Source organism: Cloacibacterium sp. DMC96, assembly GCF_056313765.1.
Map to the genome: position 1 here is coordinate 140,069 of NZ_JBQUZQ010000002.1, position 17,428 is coordinate 157,496.

16 protein-coding genes and 1 riboswitch are annotated in these 17,428 nt (G+C 31.8%); of the genes, 6 read left to right on the forward strand and 10 right to left on the reverse strand.

The window, feature by feature from the left end; all coding sequences use genetic code 11:
- Positions 1 to 10: 10 nt before the first annotated feature.
- Both ACT53I_RS09430 and ACT53I_RS09435 read left to right on the forward strand, forming a co-directional pair.
- The gene (locus tag ACT53I_RS09430) at positions 11 to 1,078 is read left to right on the forward strand and encodes a serine hydrolase domain-containing protein (RefSeq protein ID WP_476079469.1); all 1,068 of its coding nucleotides are present in this window, start codon (positions 11 to 13) and stop codon (positions 1,076 to 1,078) included.
- A gap of 109 nt (positions 1,079 to 1,187) precedes the next feature.
- Positions 1,188 to 1,619, forward strand: coding sequence for a GNAT family N-acetyltransferase (locus tag ACT53I_RS09435; RefSeq protein WP_476079470.1), 432 nt, complete (start codon positions 1,188 to 1,190; stop codon positions 1,617 to 1,619).
- A gap of 34 nt (positions 1,620 to 1,653) precedes the next feature.
- Here ACT53I_RS09435 and ctlX read toward each other — a convergent pair whose 3' ends face one another.
- From ctlX to ACT53I_RS09455, 4 genes are all read right to left on the reverse strand, one after another.
- The gene (gene ctlX, locus ACT53I_RS09440) at positions 1,654 to 2,574 is read right to left on the reverse strand and encodes a citrulline utilization hydrolase CtlX (protein WP_476079471.1); all 921 of its coding nucleotides are present in this window, start codon (positions 2,572 to 2,574) and stop codon (positions 1,654 to 1,656) included.
- A gap of 80 nt (positions 2,575 to 2,654) precedes the next feature.
- Positions 2,655 to 3,422, reverse strand: a complete 768-nt coding sequence (locus ACT53I_RS09445) for a hypothetical protein (RefSeq protein WP_476079472.1) — start codon at positions 3,420 to 3,422, stop codon at positions 2,655 to 2,657.
- A 4-nt stretch (positions 3,423 to 3,426) separates the two neighbouring features.
- Positions 3,427 to 3,858 carry a hypothetical protein gene (locus ACT53I_RS09450; protein WP_476079473.1) on the reverse strand — a complete coding sequence of 144 codons (432 nt, stop codon included), beginning with the start codon at positions 3,856 to 3,858 and terminating at the stop codon, positions 3,427 to 3,429.
- A 23-nt stretch (positions 3,859 to 3,881) separates the two neighbouring features.
- Positions 3,882 to 5,675, reverse strand: a complete 1,794-nt coding sequence (locus ACT53I_RS09455; RefSeq protein WP_476079474.1) for a hypothetical protein — start codon at positions 5,673 to 5,675, stop codon at positions 3,882 to 3,884.
- A 437-nt stretch (positions 5,676 to 6,112) separates the two neighbouring features.
- Here ACT53I_RS09455 and ACT53I_RS09460 point away from each other — a divergent pair, with 437 nt between their 5' ends.
- The gene (locus ACT53I_RS09460) at positions 6,113 to 6,595 is read left to right on the forward strand and encodes a hypothetical protein (protein WP_476079475.1); all 483 of its coding nucleotides are present in this window, start codon (positions 6,113 to 6,115) and stop codon (positions 6,593 to 6,595) included.
- A gap of 383 nt (positions 6,596 to 6,978) precedes the next feature.
- Here the strand turns inward: ACT53I_RS09460 and ACT53I_RS09465 are convergent, their stop codons facing one another.
- Genes ACT53I_RS09465 through ACT53I_RS09480 form a run of 4 tightly spaced genes read right to left on the reverse strand, consistent with a single transcriptional unit; the run spans position 6,979 to position 10,902 of the window.
- Positions 6,979 to 8,169 carry a homoserine dehydrogenase gene (locus ACT53I_RS09465; RefSeq protein WP_476079476.1) on the reverse strand — a complete coding sequence of 397 codons (1,191 nt, stop codon included), beginning with the start codon at positions 8,167 to 8,169 and terminating at the stop codon, positions 6,979 to 6,981.
- 42 nt (positions 8,170 to 8,211) lie between these two features.
- Positions 8,212 to 9,150: a homoserine O-acetyltransferase family protein gene (locus ACT53I_RS09470; protein ID WP_476079477.1), complete on the reverse strand. Its 939-nt coding sequence runs from the start codon at positions 9,148 to 9,150 to the stop codon at positions 8,212 to 8,214.
- Between the two features lie 2 nt (positions 9,151 to 9,152).
- Complete coding sequence (locus ACT53I_RS09475; protein ID WP_476079478.1) at positions 9,153 to 9,587, reverse strand: OsmC family protein; 435 nt, start codon at positions 9,585 to 9,587, stop codon at positions 9,153 to 9,155.
- Positions 9,588 to 9,606: 19 nt separating this feature from the next.
- Entirely contained in the window at positions 9,607 to 10,902 is a 1,296-nt protein-coding gene (locus tag ACT53I_RS09480) for an O-acetylhomoserine aminocarboxypropyltransferase/cysteine synthase family protein (protein ID WP_476079479.1), read from the reverse strand.
- Between the two features lie 137 nt (positions 10,903 to 11,039).
- Positions 11,040 to 11,149: riboswitch (SAM riboswitch) on the reverse strand.
- Between the two features lie 244 nt (positions 11,150 to 11,393).
- Between ACT53I_RS09480 and ACT53I_RS09485 the strand changes: the two genes are divergently transcribed.
- On the forward strand, positions 11,394 to 13,655 hold the full coding sequence (locus ACT53I_RS09485; RefSeq protein WP_476079480.1) for a glycoside hydrolase family 3 C-terminal domain-containing protein: 2,262 nt from the start codon (positions 11,394 to 11,396) through the stop codon (positions 13,653 to 13,655).
- An 83-nt stretch (positions 13,656 to 13,738) separates the two neighbouring features.
- Here ACT53I_RS09485 and ACT53I_RS09490 read toward each other — a convergent pair whose 3' ends face one another.
- A complete protein-coding gene (locus tag ACT53I_RS09490; RefSeq protein ID WP_213189980.1) occupies positions 13,739 to 14,653 on the reverse strand; it encodes a dimethylarginine dimethylaminohydrolase family protein in 915 nt (304 codons plus the stop codon).
- Positions 14,654 to 14,875: 222 nt separating this feature from the next.
- On the opposite strand from ACT53I_RS09490, the gene ACT53I_RS09495 reads away from it, so the two are divergent.
- Entirely contained in the window at positions 14,876 to 15,058 is a 183-nt protein-coding gene (locus tag ACT53I_RS09495; RefSeq protein ID WP_476079481.1) for a hypothetical protein, read from the forward strand.
- A 3-nt stretch (positions 15,059 to 15,061) separates the two neighbouring features.
- On the forward strand, positions 15,062 to 15,769 hold the full coding sequence (locus ACT53I_RS09500) for a hypothetical protein (protein WP_476079482.1): 708 nt from the start codon (positions 15,062 to 15,064) through the stop codon (positions 15,767 to 15,769).
- A 193-nt stretch (positions 15,770 to 15,962) separates the two neighbouring features.
- On the opposite strand, the gene ACT53I_RS09505 is transcribed toward ACT53I_RS09500, so the two are convergent.
- Positions 15,963 to 17,249 (reverse strand): citrate synthase, encoded by a 1,287-nt coding sequence (locus ACT53I_RS09505; protein WP_476079483.1) that lies wholly within the window; start codon positions 17,247 to 17,249, stop codon positions 15,963 to 15,965.
- Positions 17,250 to 17,428 lie beyond the last annotated feature (179 nt).

The following is a 17,428-nucleotide window of genomic DNA, read 5'->3' on the forward strand; positions in this document are numbered from 1 at the left end:
AAATAACACCATGAAAAATATCTTATTCCTAACACTTTTATTATCTCAGTTCTGTCTGGTTTCTGCTCAAAAATTTGAAAATAAAATGGATAGTCTTATTTCTTCGGAATTCAAAGAAACAGAAGGTCCTGGCTTAGTTTTCTTGGTTGCTAAAAACGGCAAACCAATCTATGAAAAAACTGTAGGAAAAGCCAATTTAGAATTGAATGTAGATATGGCTACAAATCAAGTTTTTCAAATTGCGTCTATGACTAAACAATTTACTGCAGTGGCTGTTTTAATGTTAGAGGAACAAGGAAAAATTAATATAAATGATGCTGTTTCTAAATATATTCCCGATTATCCTAATGGAAATAATATCACACTTCATCATCTTTTAAACCATACTTCTGGAATCAAAGATTTTACAAAAATAAAAGCCTTAAAAGATATTTCTCAAAAAGAAATGACTCCAAAAATGATGGTAGATTTCTTTAAAAATGAAAAAGTAGATTTTTTACCCGGAGAAAAATTTGAATATAATAATTCTGGTTACGTTCTTCTTGGATATATTATTGAGCTAGTCTCCAAAGAAAGTTATGCAACATTTCTTCAAAAAAATATTTTCGAAAAAGCAGGAATGAATCATACGCTTTATGCAACCGATAGACAAATTATTAAAAACAGAGCTTATGGTTATCACAAAAAAGAAAGTGGCTATGTAAATAAAACAGTAATCAGCTATAGCATTCCGTTTTCATCTGGCGCATTAATGTCTACCACTGAAGATTTATTACAATGGCAAAATGCTTTAACACAAAATAAATTATTGAAAAAAGAGAGCCTAGAAAAAGCTTTTAGAAAATACAAACTTAATAATGGAGAAGAAATCTCTTATGGTTATGGATGGCACATAAAAGATATTTTGGGAACAGTTTCTAGAGAACACGGAGGTCATCTTTTTGGCTATAAATCTATGGCAGTTTATATTCCTTCGAAAGATATTTATGCCGTTACCCTTAGCAATTGTGACTGTAACTCTCCCACCGAAATCACAAGAAAAATCGCTGAAATTGCCCTTAAAAATTTTGAAAATTAATAGAAGAAAATTGTAAACTCATCTCACAAAAACCCATCATATTAAACTAAATTTTAATTAAAGAAATCACGAGCAAAATTTTGTTCGTGGTTTTTTTTATTTTTACAACATGATATACAGAAAAGCAACCATTAAAGATATTCCTCTGATACAAGTAGTGAGAAATTCTGTAAAAGAAAATCAACTTTCTAATCCTAGCTTAATTCCTAATGAATTGGTAGAAGAGTTTATCACCAAAAGAGGAACTGGTTTCGTGTGCGAAATTGATGATAATATTGTAGGATTTTCTATTGTAGATTTTATAGAAAATAATGTTTGGGCGCTATTTCTTCTACCCGAATACGAAGGAAAAGGTATTGGCAAAAAACTTCATCAATTAATGCTTGACGAATATTTTTGCAAAACCCAAAAAACCATTTGGCTTTCAACAGAAGCCAATTCCAGAGCAGAAAAATTCTATGAAAAACAAAGTTGGAAAAATGTAGGATTTCATGGAAATGAAATAAAATTTGAAATGAGTTTTAAAGATTGGAAAAAATAAAAGCACCGAAAACTTCGGTGCTTCTGTTTATATTTTATTTCTTCGGTAAGAAAACCTCAGCAAGCATACATCTTGCGCTTCCGCCACCGTTTATTTCTATAGTTTCTAGATTAGAAAAGATAATTTCATTGTACTTTTTGATAGCTGAAATTTGCTCTGGCGTTAAAGAATTGTAAGCCGTTTCACTCATTACCAAAAACTTTTTGCCATCTTCGTTTTGCACTTGAAGCATATTTCCCGCGAATTGTTGCATTTGATTTTCAGAAATTTCTATAATTTCCTTTCCTGACTCTAAAATCGTATTCACTACGTTCACTCTTTCGGTTTCATCATCAATACAATCTAGGCAAATCACCACAAATTGGTCTGCTACACACATCATCACATTGGTATGATAAATCGGCAATCTTTCTCCATTAGCTGTTTGAAAAGAATGAAAAACGACAGGTGTATACCCAAATTTCCCACAAAATTCTCTGAACAATTTTTCGTCTAACCTCAGCGAAACAGAGCCATACGCTAATTTTTGGTCATGATCGAAAATCATGCTTCCTGTTCCTTCTAAAAATTTCCCTTCTTTTTCTGGCGCCGAAAAATCGATGATTTCTTTTACCTCAAATTTCTCTTGAAGCGTTTCTAAAATATCATTTCTGCGTTCCCATCTTCTGTTCACGGCACACATTGGATAGAGAACAACTGTTCCATCTTGGTGCATAGAAATCCAATTATTAGGGAAAATAGAATCTGGAGTATGAGGTTCTAACGTGTCTTTAATCGTCATCACATTGATGCCATGACTTCTTAATTTTTCTGCAAAATTTTGAAACTCTTGTAGCGCTTTTCCTTGTGTTTCAGCATTTTCTGAATTCACTTGAAAATAATTATTCTGTGCCGTTTCTGCATTAAAACCAAATGCAACGGGCTCTATCATTAAAACGGTGCTTGTTGTTTGCATAATCTGTATGTTGTCTGCCAAAAATACAAAAGAATTTTTTAAAGCAAAGAGCTCTGCAAAATTTGCAGAGCTCTTATTTTTTACGTTTTGATTATTTCTTTTAGAGTATATTTTCTAATACTTCCATTTATTGCATCGCTAGATTCATTAATTTCTAAAGGATAAAAACTTTCTAAAACTTCTTTAATTTTTAATATAGGATGATATAAGGTTTTTATATCTTTTGTTACCCACATTTCCAGTTTCACATCTATATGTTCTTCAGGCGCATTAAACTCTGGAAATTCTGGATAATCTTTTGCCTCTATAATTTCAGTATATGAAACAAGCAATTTTAGGCACTTCAATCCATTAATGATTTTTGTTTTATGTTTTATTATTTCTATATGTAAATTTTTTATTTTTTTGAACGAATATTTATATTCTTCCTCATTTTCACGTGGGTAGTTATAATATTCTTTTCCTTTCGTGTGATCTAGATATATTGGATAAGTTAAAATTTCTCCATTTTCTTTCGTTTCCCATCGTTTTAATACTCTGTTGTCTATGTATTCAAAATGAAAAACTCTAATATCTTTATCTATTTCTTTCTGAGAGATATTGTTTACAATACTATCTACTTCTTTTTGAATTTTTATGTCTATATCCTCTTTTTTTTCTAATTCGAAAGCTTTTCCCATTCCGTCAATTAATGGCTTAATTTTTTCAATGGATTTTATAAGCCCCTTTTTATACAATTCTTTATCAGTAATAGAATCTTTTTGTTTAAATGAGATGTGTTTTAAATTTATTTGTGCAGAAAGATTACAAAAAACTAAAGCTAATACTATATTATTTATTTTTTTCATTTTTTTATTTAACTTTTTCGTAATATAATTGATAATCATGAACACTTTTGTCATTAGGGTTAATAAGTTTTAAATAAAAATAAATCTTCTTACCCTTTTTAAAACCAATCGTCCCGCCAACATATTGGCTTCCGTCTGGGTATTTACTAAATGATAAGATATCTTTATAACCAGGGTAGGTAGTGAATTTGCCAGTGAAGTTTTTAGTTTTAATCGCGTTATCATGATAGAAATAATTGAATGTAAATGTAGAATCGCTTCTAATTTCTAGCTTTAATGTATCTCCTTTTTTAAGGTTAAGATATTTGTAATCATCAATTTCATATTCATCAATTTTAACAGGAATATAAATATATTCTCCTACCGCCTCTTTTAATGAAATATAATAATCAGGCATACTATCTGGATATTCTTCTTTATTTTTACAACTAATCATAAATAGAGTTAGAAGTAATAATTTTAAAATGTTATGATTTCGTCCCATGTATATGTGTTTGTTAAGTTTCCTCCCAAATGCAATTCTTCTCCTATTTCTTTATTTTGCACTATACCAATAGTCTTAGTTCCATTTTGTACAAATCTAGTTGCTGAATCCCAGTTTAATGGATTGGTAATAAAAAATCTAACTGTTGCTACATTTCCAGATTTTGAAATTACAGTTGCATTTATATCATATGATCCAAGCATTTGTATCCCCACATTATTATTAGAAAGGGTAGCATAGTATTGATTAAAATTATAGGTAAATGTTCCTTTAATAGATTGCCCAACAATTATGCTTCCATTTTTCAATCCATTTTTTATATTAGGAAGTATGCTTGGCTCTCCTTTAGGAAAAGTATAAACTGCATTTGTAGTAGAATTATAAATATTATTACCATTTACTACATTAGATGCCCATGTAAAATTAATTGTATTTTGATATTTACTAGGCATTAATTCAAAAAGCCAAATTTTAAATAAGTCTTCCCACTTCATGGTGTCTTTATTCATATTGGTTGTTTGTCTTATTTCTTCCCTTAAAGCATCAATATAAAAATTAAGAATTGCTCGTGTACCCACGTTATAATAATCACTGTTTCTTACCTCATCATAATATACTTTTACTATTTTAGCCCCATCATGTACACCTCTTGAGAGAGCATCTTTAATATTTTGTTTTATTTTTTGCCAATTAGGCCAAGAAAATTGTAATTGGTCTACAGTCCCATTTTGATTCGCTATTTTTAAATCATTTGATAAATTTCCTAAATTCCCTGCAAACAAAACATCGTTTGAATCTGTATAATCTAAAGCACCATATATAAACCACTTCTGAAACTGCTCTATGGTAGTATTAGGGTTTTGAGAGAAGAAATTAATAGAGAAAAAAGCAAATTCTTGGTCTTCTGTTACATTGAAATTATTGACAATAATTTGCTTTTTATCGGAAGGAAGGTTTTTATATTTAGTTTGTAATTCAGGATAAGAAATTAATAACCCTGCTATACCGAACAAATATCCACCATCACTACCAACACCAGGTGATCCGCTAAAATCACCAAATGACCCACCAGAACTCATATCATTATAAAAAGAGTCATAATAAGTATCATTATTTTCACATATTGTATAGCCAAGAACTTCATAATATGCTCTTCCTTCTGATAAATAACATGTATCCCAAGGCATATGATGTTCTTTAGAGGTGCAACTTACAGCAATGGTTATTGTAGTTGTAGTACAACCTGCCGTCTTTTGGGTTCTACTATTTTGAGACTTAGGCCTACCATTTTTAAAATATAAATCGCCAACTATTTTTCCATCTAATGTTCGATATTTTACATTTCCAGTAAAGTTATTTACGTTATTACTAGAGTTTTTATCATCAGAAACAAATTCTGCAACAAAAAACGACTCTTTTTCTCCAGCAATTGTATATACTAAAATCTCAAAGCCTGTGCTTGTTTTGTTTATTTTAGTACTATATGAAGTTTTATCATCTTTTGAAACAACACATACCTGTTGATCTGATTGAGATAATTTAGCATTTTTATTTTTCAGATTAATTATTTTACTAATTTTCAGATATTCTTTATCTAGAAAATTTTTAAAGGCAGGGGTTTGTTGCATTGTATAATATCCTGAAGATAGTTTTGTCATTTCGGGATACTCTTGTTTTATATTGCTAACATTCTCATCTCTACATCCAATTAGGATTAACGCAGAGAACACAAACAGTAAAACTGTTTTTAATAAATTATTTTTTTTCATTTGTGATTGTTTTTATTGATAAGATTATTTTGTTTATAAAATGATTTGTAAAAATGTTCACTCCCCGAATAATTCCAAATCATAAAATTATTCGGGACGCTTCTCAAAGAGTAATAAAATTTTTAGAGTCATGAGTTCAGGTTATTTAGTTTCTGTAAAAGTAGAAGAATCTACTATTACTTTCTCATTTCAGAACTCTTTATTTGAAAAAAATCACTGTCTTTTCATAAAAACAAACCGGGATTTTATGAAACAACAACATAAATTTAAAAATATTTAACATAATAATAATTTTAATGCATTTTTTTAATTAAAAAAACAACTTGTTGTTTAAATTTTATTATTTTTGAAAAAGAATTTTTATATACATTATGATCATGTTTTAATACTTTTATAAAATCTTAAAAAACTAAAACCATTTAAAAATTAAACATATTATGTCAATTACTAATTTAAACAACACACATCTTACTGCTCAGCAAATTACAGATGCACAGAATGCACTTACTGACTTAGAAACAGCACTACAAATCATTAATGTAAACCTAAGTGCAGAAGACCGCCAAAAGTATGGGAGCATCAATGAACAAAACAAACTTTTCGTAAACAAGGTTTATGATTTTCACAAGAGTCAACCTGCCTTATCTTCTTCTGATGTAGATTGGGAAGAATTTGAAAATGATTATAACAGCAGAAAAAATCTAGAAGCATTCATTACCCGTTTAGACAGCTTGTCTACTAAACTTAAAAATGCAAAAATTCTTCATGATTATGATAATTACCAAGCAGCACTTACAGATTATGCCTATACCAATTATAAGGCAGGTACAGCTTCCCCAGGCTTCGAAACTAAACTGAATGAAACCAAACAATTCTTTGGTAAAACTTCTAAGACCACAGAAACGCCACCTACAGAATAATAGTAAACATAAAAATATCCTGCAATAGTATTTGCAGGATATTTTTTTATTCCTTCGGATATATTTTTAACTCATCTCATCCTTTAAATTACTATTTCAGATACGTTCAGGAGTATTCTGTAGAGGTTTTATAGTATTCTGATGGGGTTATACAACCTAAAATTTGGGGTTCAGAACACCAAATTTATAGTCTAAAACCCTAAGCTATGAGTTAAGTAACTTATATTTTCTGTTAAAGAACCTCAAGAGATAAGTTGTGAACCTATATTTATAATTCCTGAACCATAAATTATGATTTTGAGACGCAATAATGTCCTTTATACAAAAAATAAAGCGTCATTTTTCAGAGAAAAACAACGCTTAAGGAAAAAACAAGTTAATAATTATAAAATATCAATCAACACAAATGACACCTCATCTTGATGCTTTGTGAAAACGTCTTTTAGCTGCTGAAAACGAATACTTCCTACGAAATAAGCATCTTCTCTATTGCCATAAAACTCTTCGATTTCTTCAAAATAATTTTCAAAATTTTTGCTGTCTTTGGCTTTATGTCTAAATAATACTTTCAAAGGAAAATCTTGAGCCAATTTCAGATTTTCTGAGTTGGCTATTTTCTTATATTCATATCTGTAATCATAGGCAATGGCCGAAATATCAGACAAAACTGCACTTGCAGTAGGCAATGAACCTGCACCTCTTCCGTAGAAAAATTGCTTATCGGCAAAAGCGGTTTGCACTTTTACTCCGTTAAAAACATCACTCACTGTAGAAAAAGTATCATTAGATTTTACAAATTTAGGAATCACAAGCGCGATGACTTCTTCTTCATTTCTTTTTTGAGCGTAAGCCAATAATTTAATTTGTAGATTTTTTTCTTTGGCATATTTGATTTCTAAATCTCCCAAATTCTGAATTCCTACATTGAAAACTTCTTCAGGTTTTGTGGTAATTCCGAAAGAATGCGTCAATAGAATTTGAAGTTTAGAACGTGCATCAAAACCACCTGTATCTAAAATAGGATTGCTCTCTGCATAGCCTTTTTCTTGGGCTTCTTTCAGTGCTTCTTCGTAGCTTAAATTATCTTGGAAAGTTTTGGTCAAAATATAATTGGTAGAACCATTTACGATTCCTTGAATGGATTGAAGAAAGTCATTATTGTAATACTCTTCTAAATTTCTGATAATCGGGATACTGCCACAAACTGCCGCTTCATACAGGAAAGGAACTTGATGCTTTTTTTGCAATTCATACAGTTCTTCGAAATGCTCCGCTATCATTTTTTTATTCGCCGAAACCACTGCTTTTCCGTTTTCTAACGCAGTTTTTACAATTTCAAAAGCTGCATCTGCATCATCTATTAATTCTACCACTAGATTGATTTCTTCGTCTTGCAGAATTTCGTTTTTATCATAATGAAAATGCTCTGACGAAATATTTCTAGGCTTATCTTTATGCTTTACCACAATTTTTTTGATGGTGGCTTCTACCGTTTTACTTTTGTGCAAAACGTCATAAAGACCAGTTCCTACCACTCCATAACCAAACAATCCTATCGTTAATTTTTTGCTCATTTTTTTAATTTTAATTTTTTGAAAATCATCATTTGTGTTTTCTTATAAGTTGAAATACTTTTTAAGCAATGTTGAAATTTCTTCAGTTTCGATTAAAAACCCATCATGACCATACAGTGAAGAAATCACTTCTAGTTTAGCATTATGAATATGTTCTGCTAAAAATTTTTGCTCTGAAATAGGAAAAAGAATATCACTGTCTATTCCAATCACCAAAGTTTCAGCGGTAATTTGGTTCAAAGCATTTTCTACTGAATTCCTGCCTCTTCCCAAGTGGTGAGAATCCATGGCTTTAGAAAGCATGAAATAACTTTCTTTAGAAAATCTTTTTCTGAGTTTTTCACCTTGATGTCTTTGATAAGAAGCTGCTCTATGATTTTCTAATTTTTCTTCTTCATCAGTTTGAGTCGCCTCAAAAGTAGCATAGTTTCTGTACGAAAGCATGGCAATAGCTCTAGCTGCATCTATTCCGTTCTCGCCTAATTCCAGCGCCATTCTTTGTGCTTCGTTAAAAGCAATTCCCCACGCAGAATGCTTTGCATTGGTAGCAATTACAAATAATTTTTTAATAAAATCTGGCTCTGTAATCGCCCATTCTAAACATTGCATTCCGCCGAGAGAACCTCCTAGAAGCAATTCTATTTCAGAAATTTGTAAAAATTTGGCTAATTCTTGGTGAAGTTTTACCATATCACGAATGGTGATTAATGGAAGTTTTTCTTGTTTTTGGAAACTCGTTCCGTAACAAGAACCTAAAATATTGGCACAAACTATGGTATATTTTTCGGTATCTAAGGTTAAATTTTCGCCAATGAAATTAGGCCACCAATCTTGCGCATCTGAATTTGCAGTTAAGGCATGACAAACCCAAATCACTTTTTTTTCTGGGGCTAGTTCACCAAAAATGTGATAAGCAATTTCTACGTTTTCTAATAACTGATTAGATTCTGAAATAAAATTACCTAAGGAGAATTTATACATTTTTAATTCAATTGAAAATTTACGGGAGTAGAATTAGAAAGGTTGTCATTAATTGGGCATCTTTCTTTAGCATCTTTTATAATATTTTCTATGACAGATTTTTCAGCGGAAGAATCTATGGTGATATCTAAATCTATATTTTTAAATCCAGCTCTTTCTTCTTTAGAAATTCCCAATAATTTTTGAGGATTGATGTTACCGTTAATATCAATTTTCAAATGGTTGATTTCTATATTTCTCTCTTTTGCTAAAAGATGAAGCACTACATTAAAACAACCTGCATAACTTGCCAATAATGTTTCTACAGGATTTGGCGCTTCATCTTTTCCTCCTAAATCTTGAGGTTCGTCTATGATGATTTCAAACTGTCTTGCTTTTGCAATCACTTTGGTTGCAGATTTACTTTCTGCGCTTATTTTAAAATTTAATTCTGACATTTTTCTTCTTTTTTACTTTTTATAATTGTTGAAATGATTGCTCTAAATCTGCGATTATATCATCTATATGTTCTATTCCTACACTTAATCTAATTTGTCCCGGAGTAATTCCTGCTTTTAATCTTTCTTCGTCTGAAAGTTGTTCGTGTGTGGTAGAAGCTGGATTGATGATAAGCGTTTTAGAATCTCCTACGTTTGCTAAATGTGAAACCAGTTGTAAATTATCGATGAATTTAATTGCTGCTTCTTTTCCTCCTTTGATTTCAAAATTAAGTACCCCTCCGAAACCTTTTTTCAAGTATTTTTTGGCATTTTCATAGTCTGGGAAACTTGGCAAACCTGGATACAATACTTTTTCTACTTTCGGATGATTTTCTAGAAATTCCGCTAATTTCTGAGCATTTTCTACTGTTCTGTCCACTCTCAGCGATAATGTTTCTAAACCTTGAAGCAATAAAAATGAATTGAATGGAGAAATTGTAGGCCCGAAATCTCTAAGACCTTCTACTCTAGCTTTAATAGCAAAAGCAATATTTCCAAAAGGTCCATTAACTCCAAAAACATCCGAGAAAACCAAACCATGATAACTATCTGAAGGTTCAGAAAACTGTGGAAACTTACCATTTCCCCAATCAAAATTTCCTCCATCTATAATGATTCCGCCAATAGAAGTTCCGTGACCGCCAATCCATTTGGTTGCAGATTCTACCACTACATTTGCGCCATGTTCAATCGGTCTAAACAAATAACCACCTGCTCCAAAAGTATTGTCTACAATCAGTGGAATATTATGCTTTTTAGCTACAGCTGAGATTGCATCAAAATCTGCCACATTCAACGTAGGGTTTCCTATGGTTTCTAAATAAATCGCTTTGGTGTTTTCATTGATCAATTCTTCAAAACTTTCTGGAGCATCGTCTTTAGCAAATTGTGCTTCGATGCCTAATTTTTTGAAAGAAACTTTGAACTGATTATAACTTCCTCCGTACAAATAAGGTGAACTCACGAAATTGTCTCCTGCTTGTAAAATATTGGTAATTGCCAAAAATTGCGCAGCGTGACCAGAAGCGGTAGCCAAAGCAGCTACTCCACCGTGAAGTGCAGCCACACGTTTTTCGAACACATCTGTGGTAGGATTCATGAGTCTGGTGTAGATATTCCCAAATTCTTTTAACCCAAAAAGATTGGCAGCATGTTCTGCACTGTTAAAAGTATAAGACGAAGTTTGGTAGAGCGGTACTGCTCTAGAATTGGTAGTTGGGTCGATTTCTTGACCAGCGTGAAGTTGAAGCGTTTCAAATTTTAAATTGCTCATTTTTTAATAATTTTTAAATTGTTAAATATTAGAGCAACTTATTTGCAGAAAATTCTTGACGAAAGAGCATAAAAAAACTCTTCCGACAAGTCGAAAGAGTTTTTGATATAGTGTATGACTATTTTAAACTGATTTCAGACTTATCTTTCCCGAATTTCGGGGTTGAATTTGGCACCTTACTCTCATTTCTGTTAGCAGGTTGCCAAGGTTTCGCAGGGTCAATTCCCTCCACCTTTCTTAATAAGTTGCGTGTATAAAAGAACGTTTTTCGTGGTGCAAATATAAAAACAAGTTTTACAGAAAACCAAATTTTTAGAAGAAAAAAATATTTTTTCAATTTTAAACAAATCATAACCAACTGATTAACAGGTAATTTATTGATTTTTATTTTTAAATCTTTAATCTCAAGATAAGTTTTTTGAAAAATTTATTATCTCATTTTGAGATAATAATAAAAAGTTGTAGTTTTACTGAACCAAAAATTAATTCTTATGTTCAAGAAAATTGCACTTGTTTGCTTAGTCTCGTTAATGAGTTTTCAAGCAAAAGCACAAGAAAAAAAGACACAAATTTATTTAGATGATTCTCAACCTATAGAACTCAGAGTAGAAGACGCTCTTTCTAAAATGACGTTAGAAGAAAAAGTAGCCATGCTTCATGCTCAGTCAAAATTCAGTTCACCCGGTGTTCCAAGATTAGGAATTCCAGAATTTTGGACAACTGATGGGCCACACGGAATTCGTCCTGAAGTAAAATGGGATGAATGGGATCAAGCTGGTTGGACCAATGACTCCATCATTGCTTATCCTGCGCTTACTGCACTCTCTGCAACTTGGAACAAAAAAATGTCTTGGAATTACGGAAAAGCTCTTGGAGAAGAAGCTCGCTTCAGAAAAAAAGATATTTTACTAGGGCCTGGTGTAAATATTTACAGAACTCCATTAAACGGTAGAAACTTCGAATATATGGGAGAAGATCCGTTTTTATCTTCTAAAATGGTGGTCCCTTACATTAAAGGTGTTCAATCTAATGGTGTAGCAGCTTGTGTAAAACATTATGCACTTAATAATCAAGAACAATTTAGACATACCAGCAATGTAATTATAGATGACAGAACGCTGTACGAAATTTATTTACCTGCCTTCAAAGCAGCTGTACAAGAAGGAGACACTTGGTCTATCATGGGAGCTTATGATATGTACAAAAATCAGTACGCAAGTCAAAATCAATATTTATTAAACGATATTCTGAAAAAAGAATGGGGTTTTAAAGGAGTAGTGATTTCTGATTGGGGTGCTGTAAATGATACTAAACAAGCCATTATGAATGGTCTTGACATGGAATTCGGAAGCTGGACAAATGGACTTTCTGAAGGAACTAGCAATGCTTATGACAATTACTATTTAGCACATCCTTATTTAAAACTCATCAAATCTGGTGAAGTAGGAACTAAAGAATTGGATGATAAAGTAAGAAGAATCCTAAGATTGGCTTTCTTAACCACAATGAATAAAAACAAACCTTTTGGAAACATTGCTTCTGAAGAACACAGAGCGATTGCCAAAGAAATTGGTGAAGAAGGAATTGTATTGCTGAAAAATCAAAAAAATGTATTGCCAATTAACGTTGCCAAAACTAAAAAGATTGCTGTAATTGGTGAAAACGCCATCAAAATGATGACTGTAGGCGGTGGTTCTTCTTCATTAAAAGTAAAATATGAAACTTTACCTTTAGACGGAATTAAAGCAAGATTTGGAAAAAATGCAGAAGTTGCTTTCGCAAGAGGTTATGTAGGAGATGTAGGCGGAGAATACAATGGAGTAAAAACAGGAAAAGACCTTACTGATAATCGTTCTCAAGCAGAATTAACAAAAGAAGCAGTAGAACTCGCTAAAAATTCTGATTTTGTAATTTTCGTGGGTGGACTTAATAAAAGTGATTTCCAAGATAGTGAAGGAAATGACAGAAAAGATATGGGCTTACCTTATCATCAAGATGAATTAATTTCAGCTTTGGCGAAAGCGAACAAAAATTTCACCGTAGTTTTAGTTTCAGGAAATGCTGTAGAAATGCCTTGGGTAAAAGAAGTTCCTAGTATTGTTCAAGCGTGGTATTTAGGTTCAGAAAGTGGTCATGCTCTCGCTTCAGTTTTAGCGGGTGACGCTAATCCTTCTGGTAAATTGCCTTTCACTTTCCCTGTGAAATTAGAAGACAATTCAGCGCATCAATTAGGAGAATATCCTGGTAACAAAGAAGAATTGGCGCAAGGAAAAGGAAAAGACCAACAAAACCCTATCAACATAAAATACAACGAAGGTATTTTCGTAGGTTATCGTTGGCATGACACCAAAAATATCGAACCACTTTTCAGTTTCGGACATGGTTTAAGTTACACCACTTTCGAAATTGGTCAAGCTAAAGCAGACAAAGCCGTTATTACCGAAGATGAGACTATTACTTTTACAATTCCAGTAAAAAATACAGGCAAAAAAGCAGGTGCAGAAGTAGTTCAATTATACATAAGAGACGTAAAATCTTCTTTGCCAAGACCATTAAAAGAACTGAAAGGTTTTGAAAAAATTTATTTAAATCCGGGTGAACAAAAAGAAGTAACCATTACGATTGACAAATCAGCTTTAAGTTTCTTTGACCCTGTAAAACACGATTGGGTAGCAGAACCTGGTGATTTCGAAGCGCTGATTGGGAATTCTTCAGACGCTATTAAAACGAAAATCAAGTTTTCATTACAATAATTTTTTATTTCTTATTTCTTTAAATCGAAAGGACAACCTCTTTATGAAGTTGTCCTTTTTTTATTTTGATCAAAATAATCTAATTATTCTCTAACCAAAGGCATGGTAGAACATCTGAGCAAACCTCCCATTTTAGAAATTTCACGATACGGAATTTCTTCTACCGTAAAACCCCACTCATTTCTCAGAAAGTCATTCATTCTGGTAAAAGTTTCGTCTGAAACCACCACTTCTGGCGAAATAGAGAAAATATTTGGATTCATCTCGAACATTTCTTCTGGTGTAATGTGAAAGCAGTTTTCTTCCCCGAAAATATCGATGATGAGTTGGTAATCACTTTCATCTACAAAACCGTCTTTATAGATAATACATTTGTCTTTTCCAATGGGATTAAACGTGCAGTCTAAGTGCAAAACACCTTGATACGGAACCTTGTCATTTTTCTTAAGGTCAAGGTCTATGATACGTTTTTTAGGGAAATATTCTTTCAGGATTTCAATAGCATATTCATTGGTTCTAGCCGTTTTATAATTTCTGTAATCTTCGGAGAAACAAGTTCCCACAAAGAGAAAATCATCCCAAACAATTACATCTCCGCCTTCTATATGAGCGGTTTCTGGTAAATTGATGATTTTGCGCCATTCTACTTTTTCAAAAATTTTACGATAAGCTTCCTGTTCATCTGCTCTATCTTTGATTACGTTTGAGATAATCATTTTATCTTCGATGACGAAGGCTACATCTCTTGCGAAAACCTGATTGTAATCTTTGATAATATTCGGTCTGAAAACTTCTACATCATATTTTTTGAGCACTTTTTCGAAGGCAGTCATTTCTGCGATGATGTCTTCTTCTTTAGGATAAATGCCATTTTCTATGGAGTAATATGACTTAGCATCATAACTTTCTTCTAAAGTAGGAACTGGGCCAATAGACTTTGGCTGACCTAGAACTACCGATTTTAATCTGCCTGTTTCGTTTTTTATATTGAGCTTCATAAATAATTTCTGCTTAAAGCAAATATAAATAAAGGTTTTGAAGTGAGGAAATTTTTATTAGAAATCGGTAGTGATTTGATATTAAGCAAATTCTTTTAAAAATTATAGGTAATGCGTATATTTGGATGTTAGTGACAATTATAAGATAATCAAGCGTAAAAACTAAAAAAAGTGCTTTGGAATAAAATTTATAGTATATTTGAAGAACTAAAATTTCTTGTTATGAGTACAGAAAGAAAAAATAAATTTATTAAAGCTACTAAAGAAGGTAGACTATATATAAAAACATCTGACTTTTTTAAACAAAAAGATATTAAACACACCATTAGAATTCTTTTAGATTCTGATTTAATAAAGGATATTGAAAAGCGTAAATTAAGGAAAGCAACAACTGAAAAAGTTTAATTTATGCCTTGGAATTTATTAATACTTCCATTAGTGGCGGGTTACTACTTATTAACTCGATTCTATCCTTTCAAATACAAACAACAACGTTTAGATAGACAAAGATTAATATTTGAAAGTATACTATTAGCTGTTTGTATTTCTGTAATTACTTATTGTATTCGACTTTTTGTTGAATTTATTATACCAAAAGATATTTTTAATTTAATATATTCTAAATTTCCAATAAAAACTCAATATATTGGAACTTCGCTAGCTACTTTATTATTAACTGTCATTTTCACTGAAGGCGTAAATTTTTTATTAGATAAAGAAAAGTTTATTAAAAAGGCGATTAAATCAGTTGGAAACGAGTTTGAACTTCTTTTAAAAAGTTCTTTTGAGCATACAAGAATGTTGCAAATAACTTTAAAAAATGATAAAGTATATGTTGCTTGGGTAAAAGAATTACCAATACCATCAATTTCAAATTACATAAGGGTTATACCTGTCATGAGTGGTTATAGAAATGACGAAAAAGAAGTTGAATATACAACTCACTATTTAACTGTTTATGCCGAATATGTAAGAAACGGCGAAACACTAAATATCGCCGATTTAAACGTAGATCTAGTCATCAACAATTCTGAAATAGTTGCTTTGTCATATTTTGATTCTGAAATGTATAAGAAGTTCAATGATTTAAAAAATACGAAATTACAAGAAGACTAGAAATTTAGTAGATACACGTTTTATTACACAAGAAAAATAAAATCAATGCTTTTTGAACCTCGCCAAATTACAAAAGAGCGAATATCATTTTCAAAGCAGATCTTTTACAGCTTAATTCAATCATCTTTCTTCTCAATAAAAACAAAAAACCTCCCAAAATTTGAGAGGTTTCCTTTTTATAATTTTATTAAAATTATCTGTTTTCCATAGGAACGTAGTCACGTTTTGGAGCACCTTGATACACTTGTCTTGGTCTACCAATTGGGTCACCGTGAAGACGCATTTCTTTCCACTGAGAAATCCATCCTGGTAAACGTCCTAATGCGAACATTACTGTAAACATTTCTGTAGGAATTCCTAATGCTCTGTAGATAATACCAGAGTAGAAATCTACGTTTGGATATAGTTTTCTTTCTACGAAGTAATCATCTTCTAGCGCTACTCTTTCTAATTGCATTGCAATGTCCAGAGCTTTGTCGTGAACTCCTAGTTTGTTTAAGATATCGTCTGCAGCTTTTTTGATGATTTTAGCTCTTGGGTCAAAGTTTTTATAAACTCTATGCCCGAATCCCATTAATCTGAAGCTGTCTTCTTTATCTTTTGCTTTTTGTACATATTTAGCAACATCTCCACCGTCTTTTTCAATCATTTCTAGCATTTCGATTACTGCTTGGTTTGCACCACCATGAAGTGGTCCCCACAATGCAGAAACTCCCGCAGAAATAGATGCAAATAAACCTGTGTGAGCAGAACCTACCATTCTTACTGTAGAAGTAGAACAGTTTTGTTCGTGGTCTGCGTGTAGAATTAATAGTTTGTCTAGCGCAGCTACCACTACTGGATCAATTTCGAACTCTTCGTATGGTTTTCTGAAAGTCATTTTGTAGAAATTCTCTACATAATTTAGACTGTTATCTCCGTGGTTAAGCGGGAAACCATTTGTTTTTCTGTAAGTCCAAGCACAAAGATGAGCGAATTTAGCCAATAATAATTCTGCAGCATGGTCCATTTCTTCTTTAGATTTTACGTCTACAGCTTTTGGGTTAAATGCTGTAAGCGCAGAAGTAAGAGCAGAAAGTACACCCATTGGATGCGCAGAACGAGGGAAAGCATCAAGAATTTTTTTCATTTCTTCGGCTACGAAGTTGTAATTCTTAATGTTGTTCTCGAACTGTGTAAACTGAGAAGCGTTTGGTAATTCACCGTGAAGCAATAAGTACATTACTTCAGAAAAATTAGATTTCTCAGCAATTTGCTCAATAGGATAACCTCTGTAGAAAAGTTCTCCCAAATCACCATCTAAGTAAGTAATATCACTTAAAGTGGCTCCTGTATTTTTATAGCCTAGGTCTAAAGTAATAAGTCCGGTTTGATCTCTCAATTTAGAAATATCAATACCTCTATCACCAATTGTGCTTTCTACGATAGGATACTCATAAGAATTTCCGTCGTAATTGAGTATAACTTTATTATCTGACATGTTTTATAATATATTTTCAGTAAAAATACAAAAAAAAGAATTTTACCGAAAACTTTCTATTATGCAAACCTATTTATTTTTACTATATCTGTAATAAACTTGCTAAATTGATATAGTTGCTGTTTTTAAAAATAAAATTACTATGAAGAATCCACAAAAAAACCTCCTAAAGTAGGAGG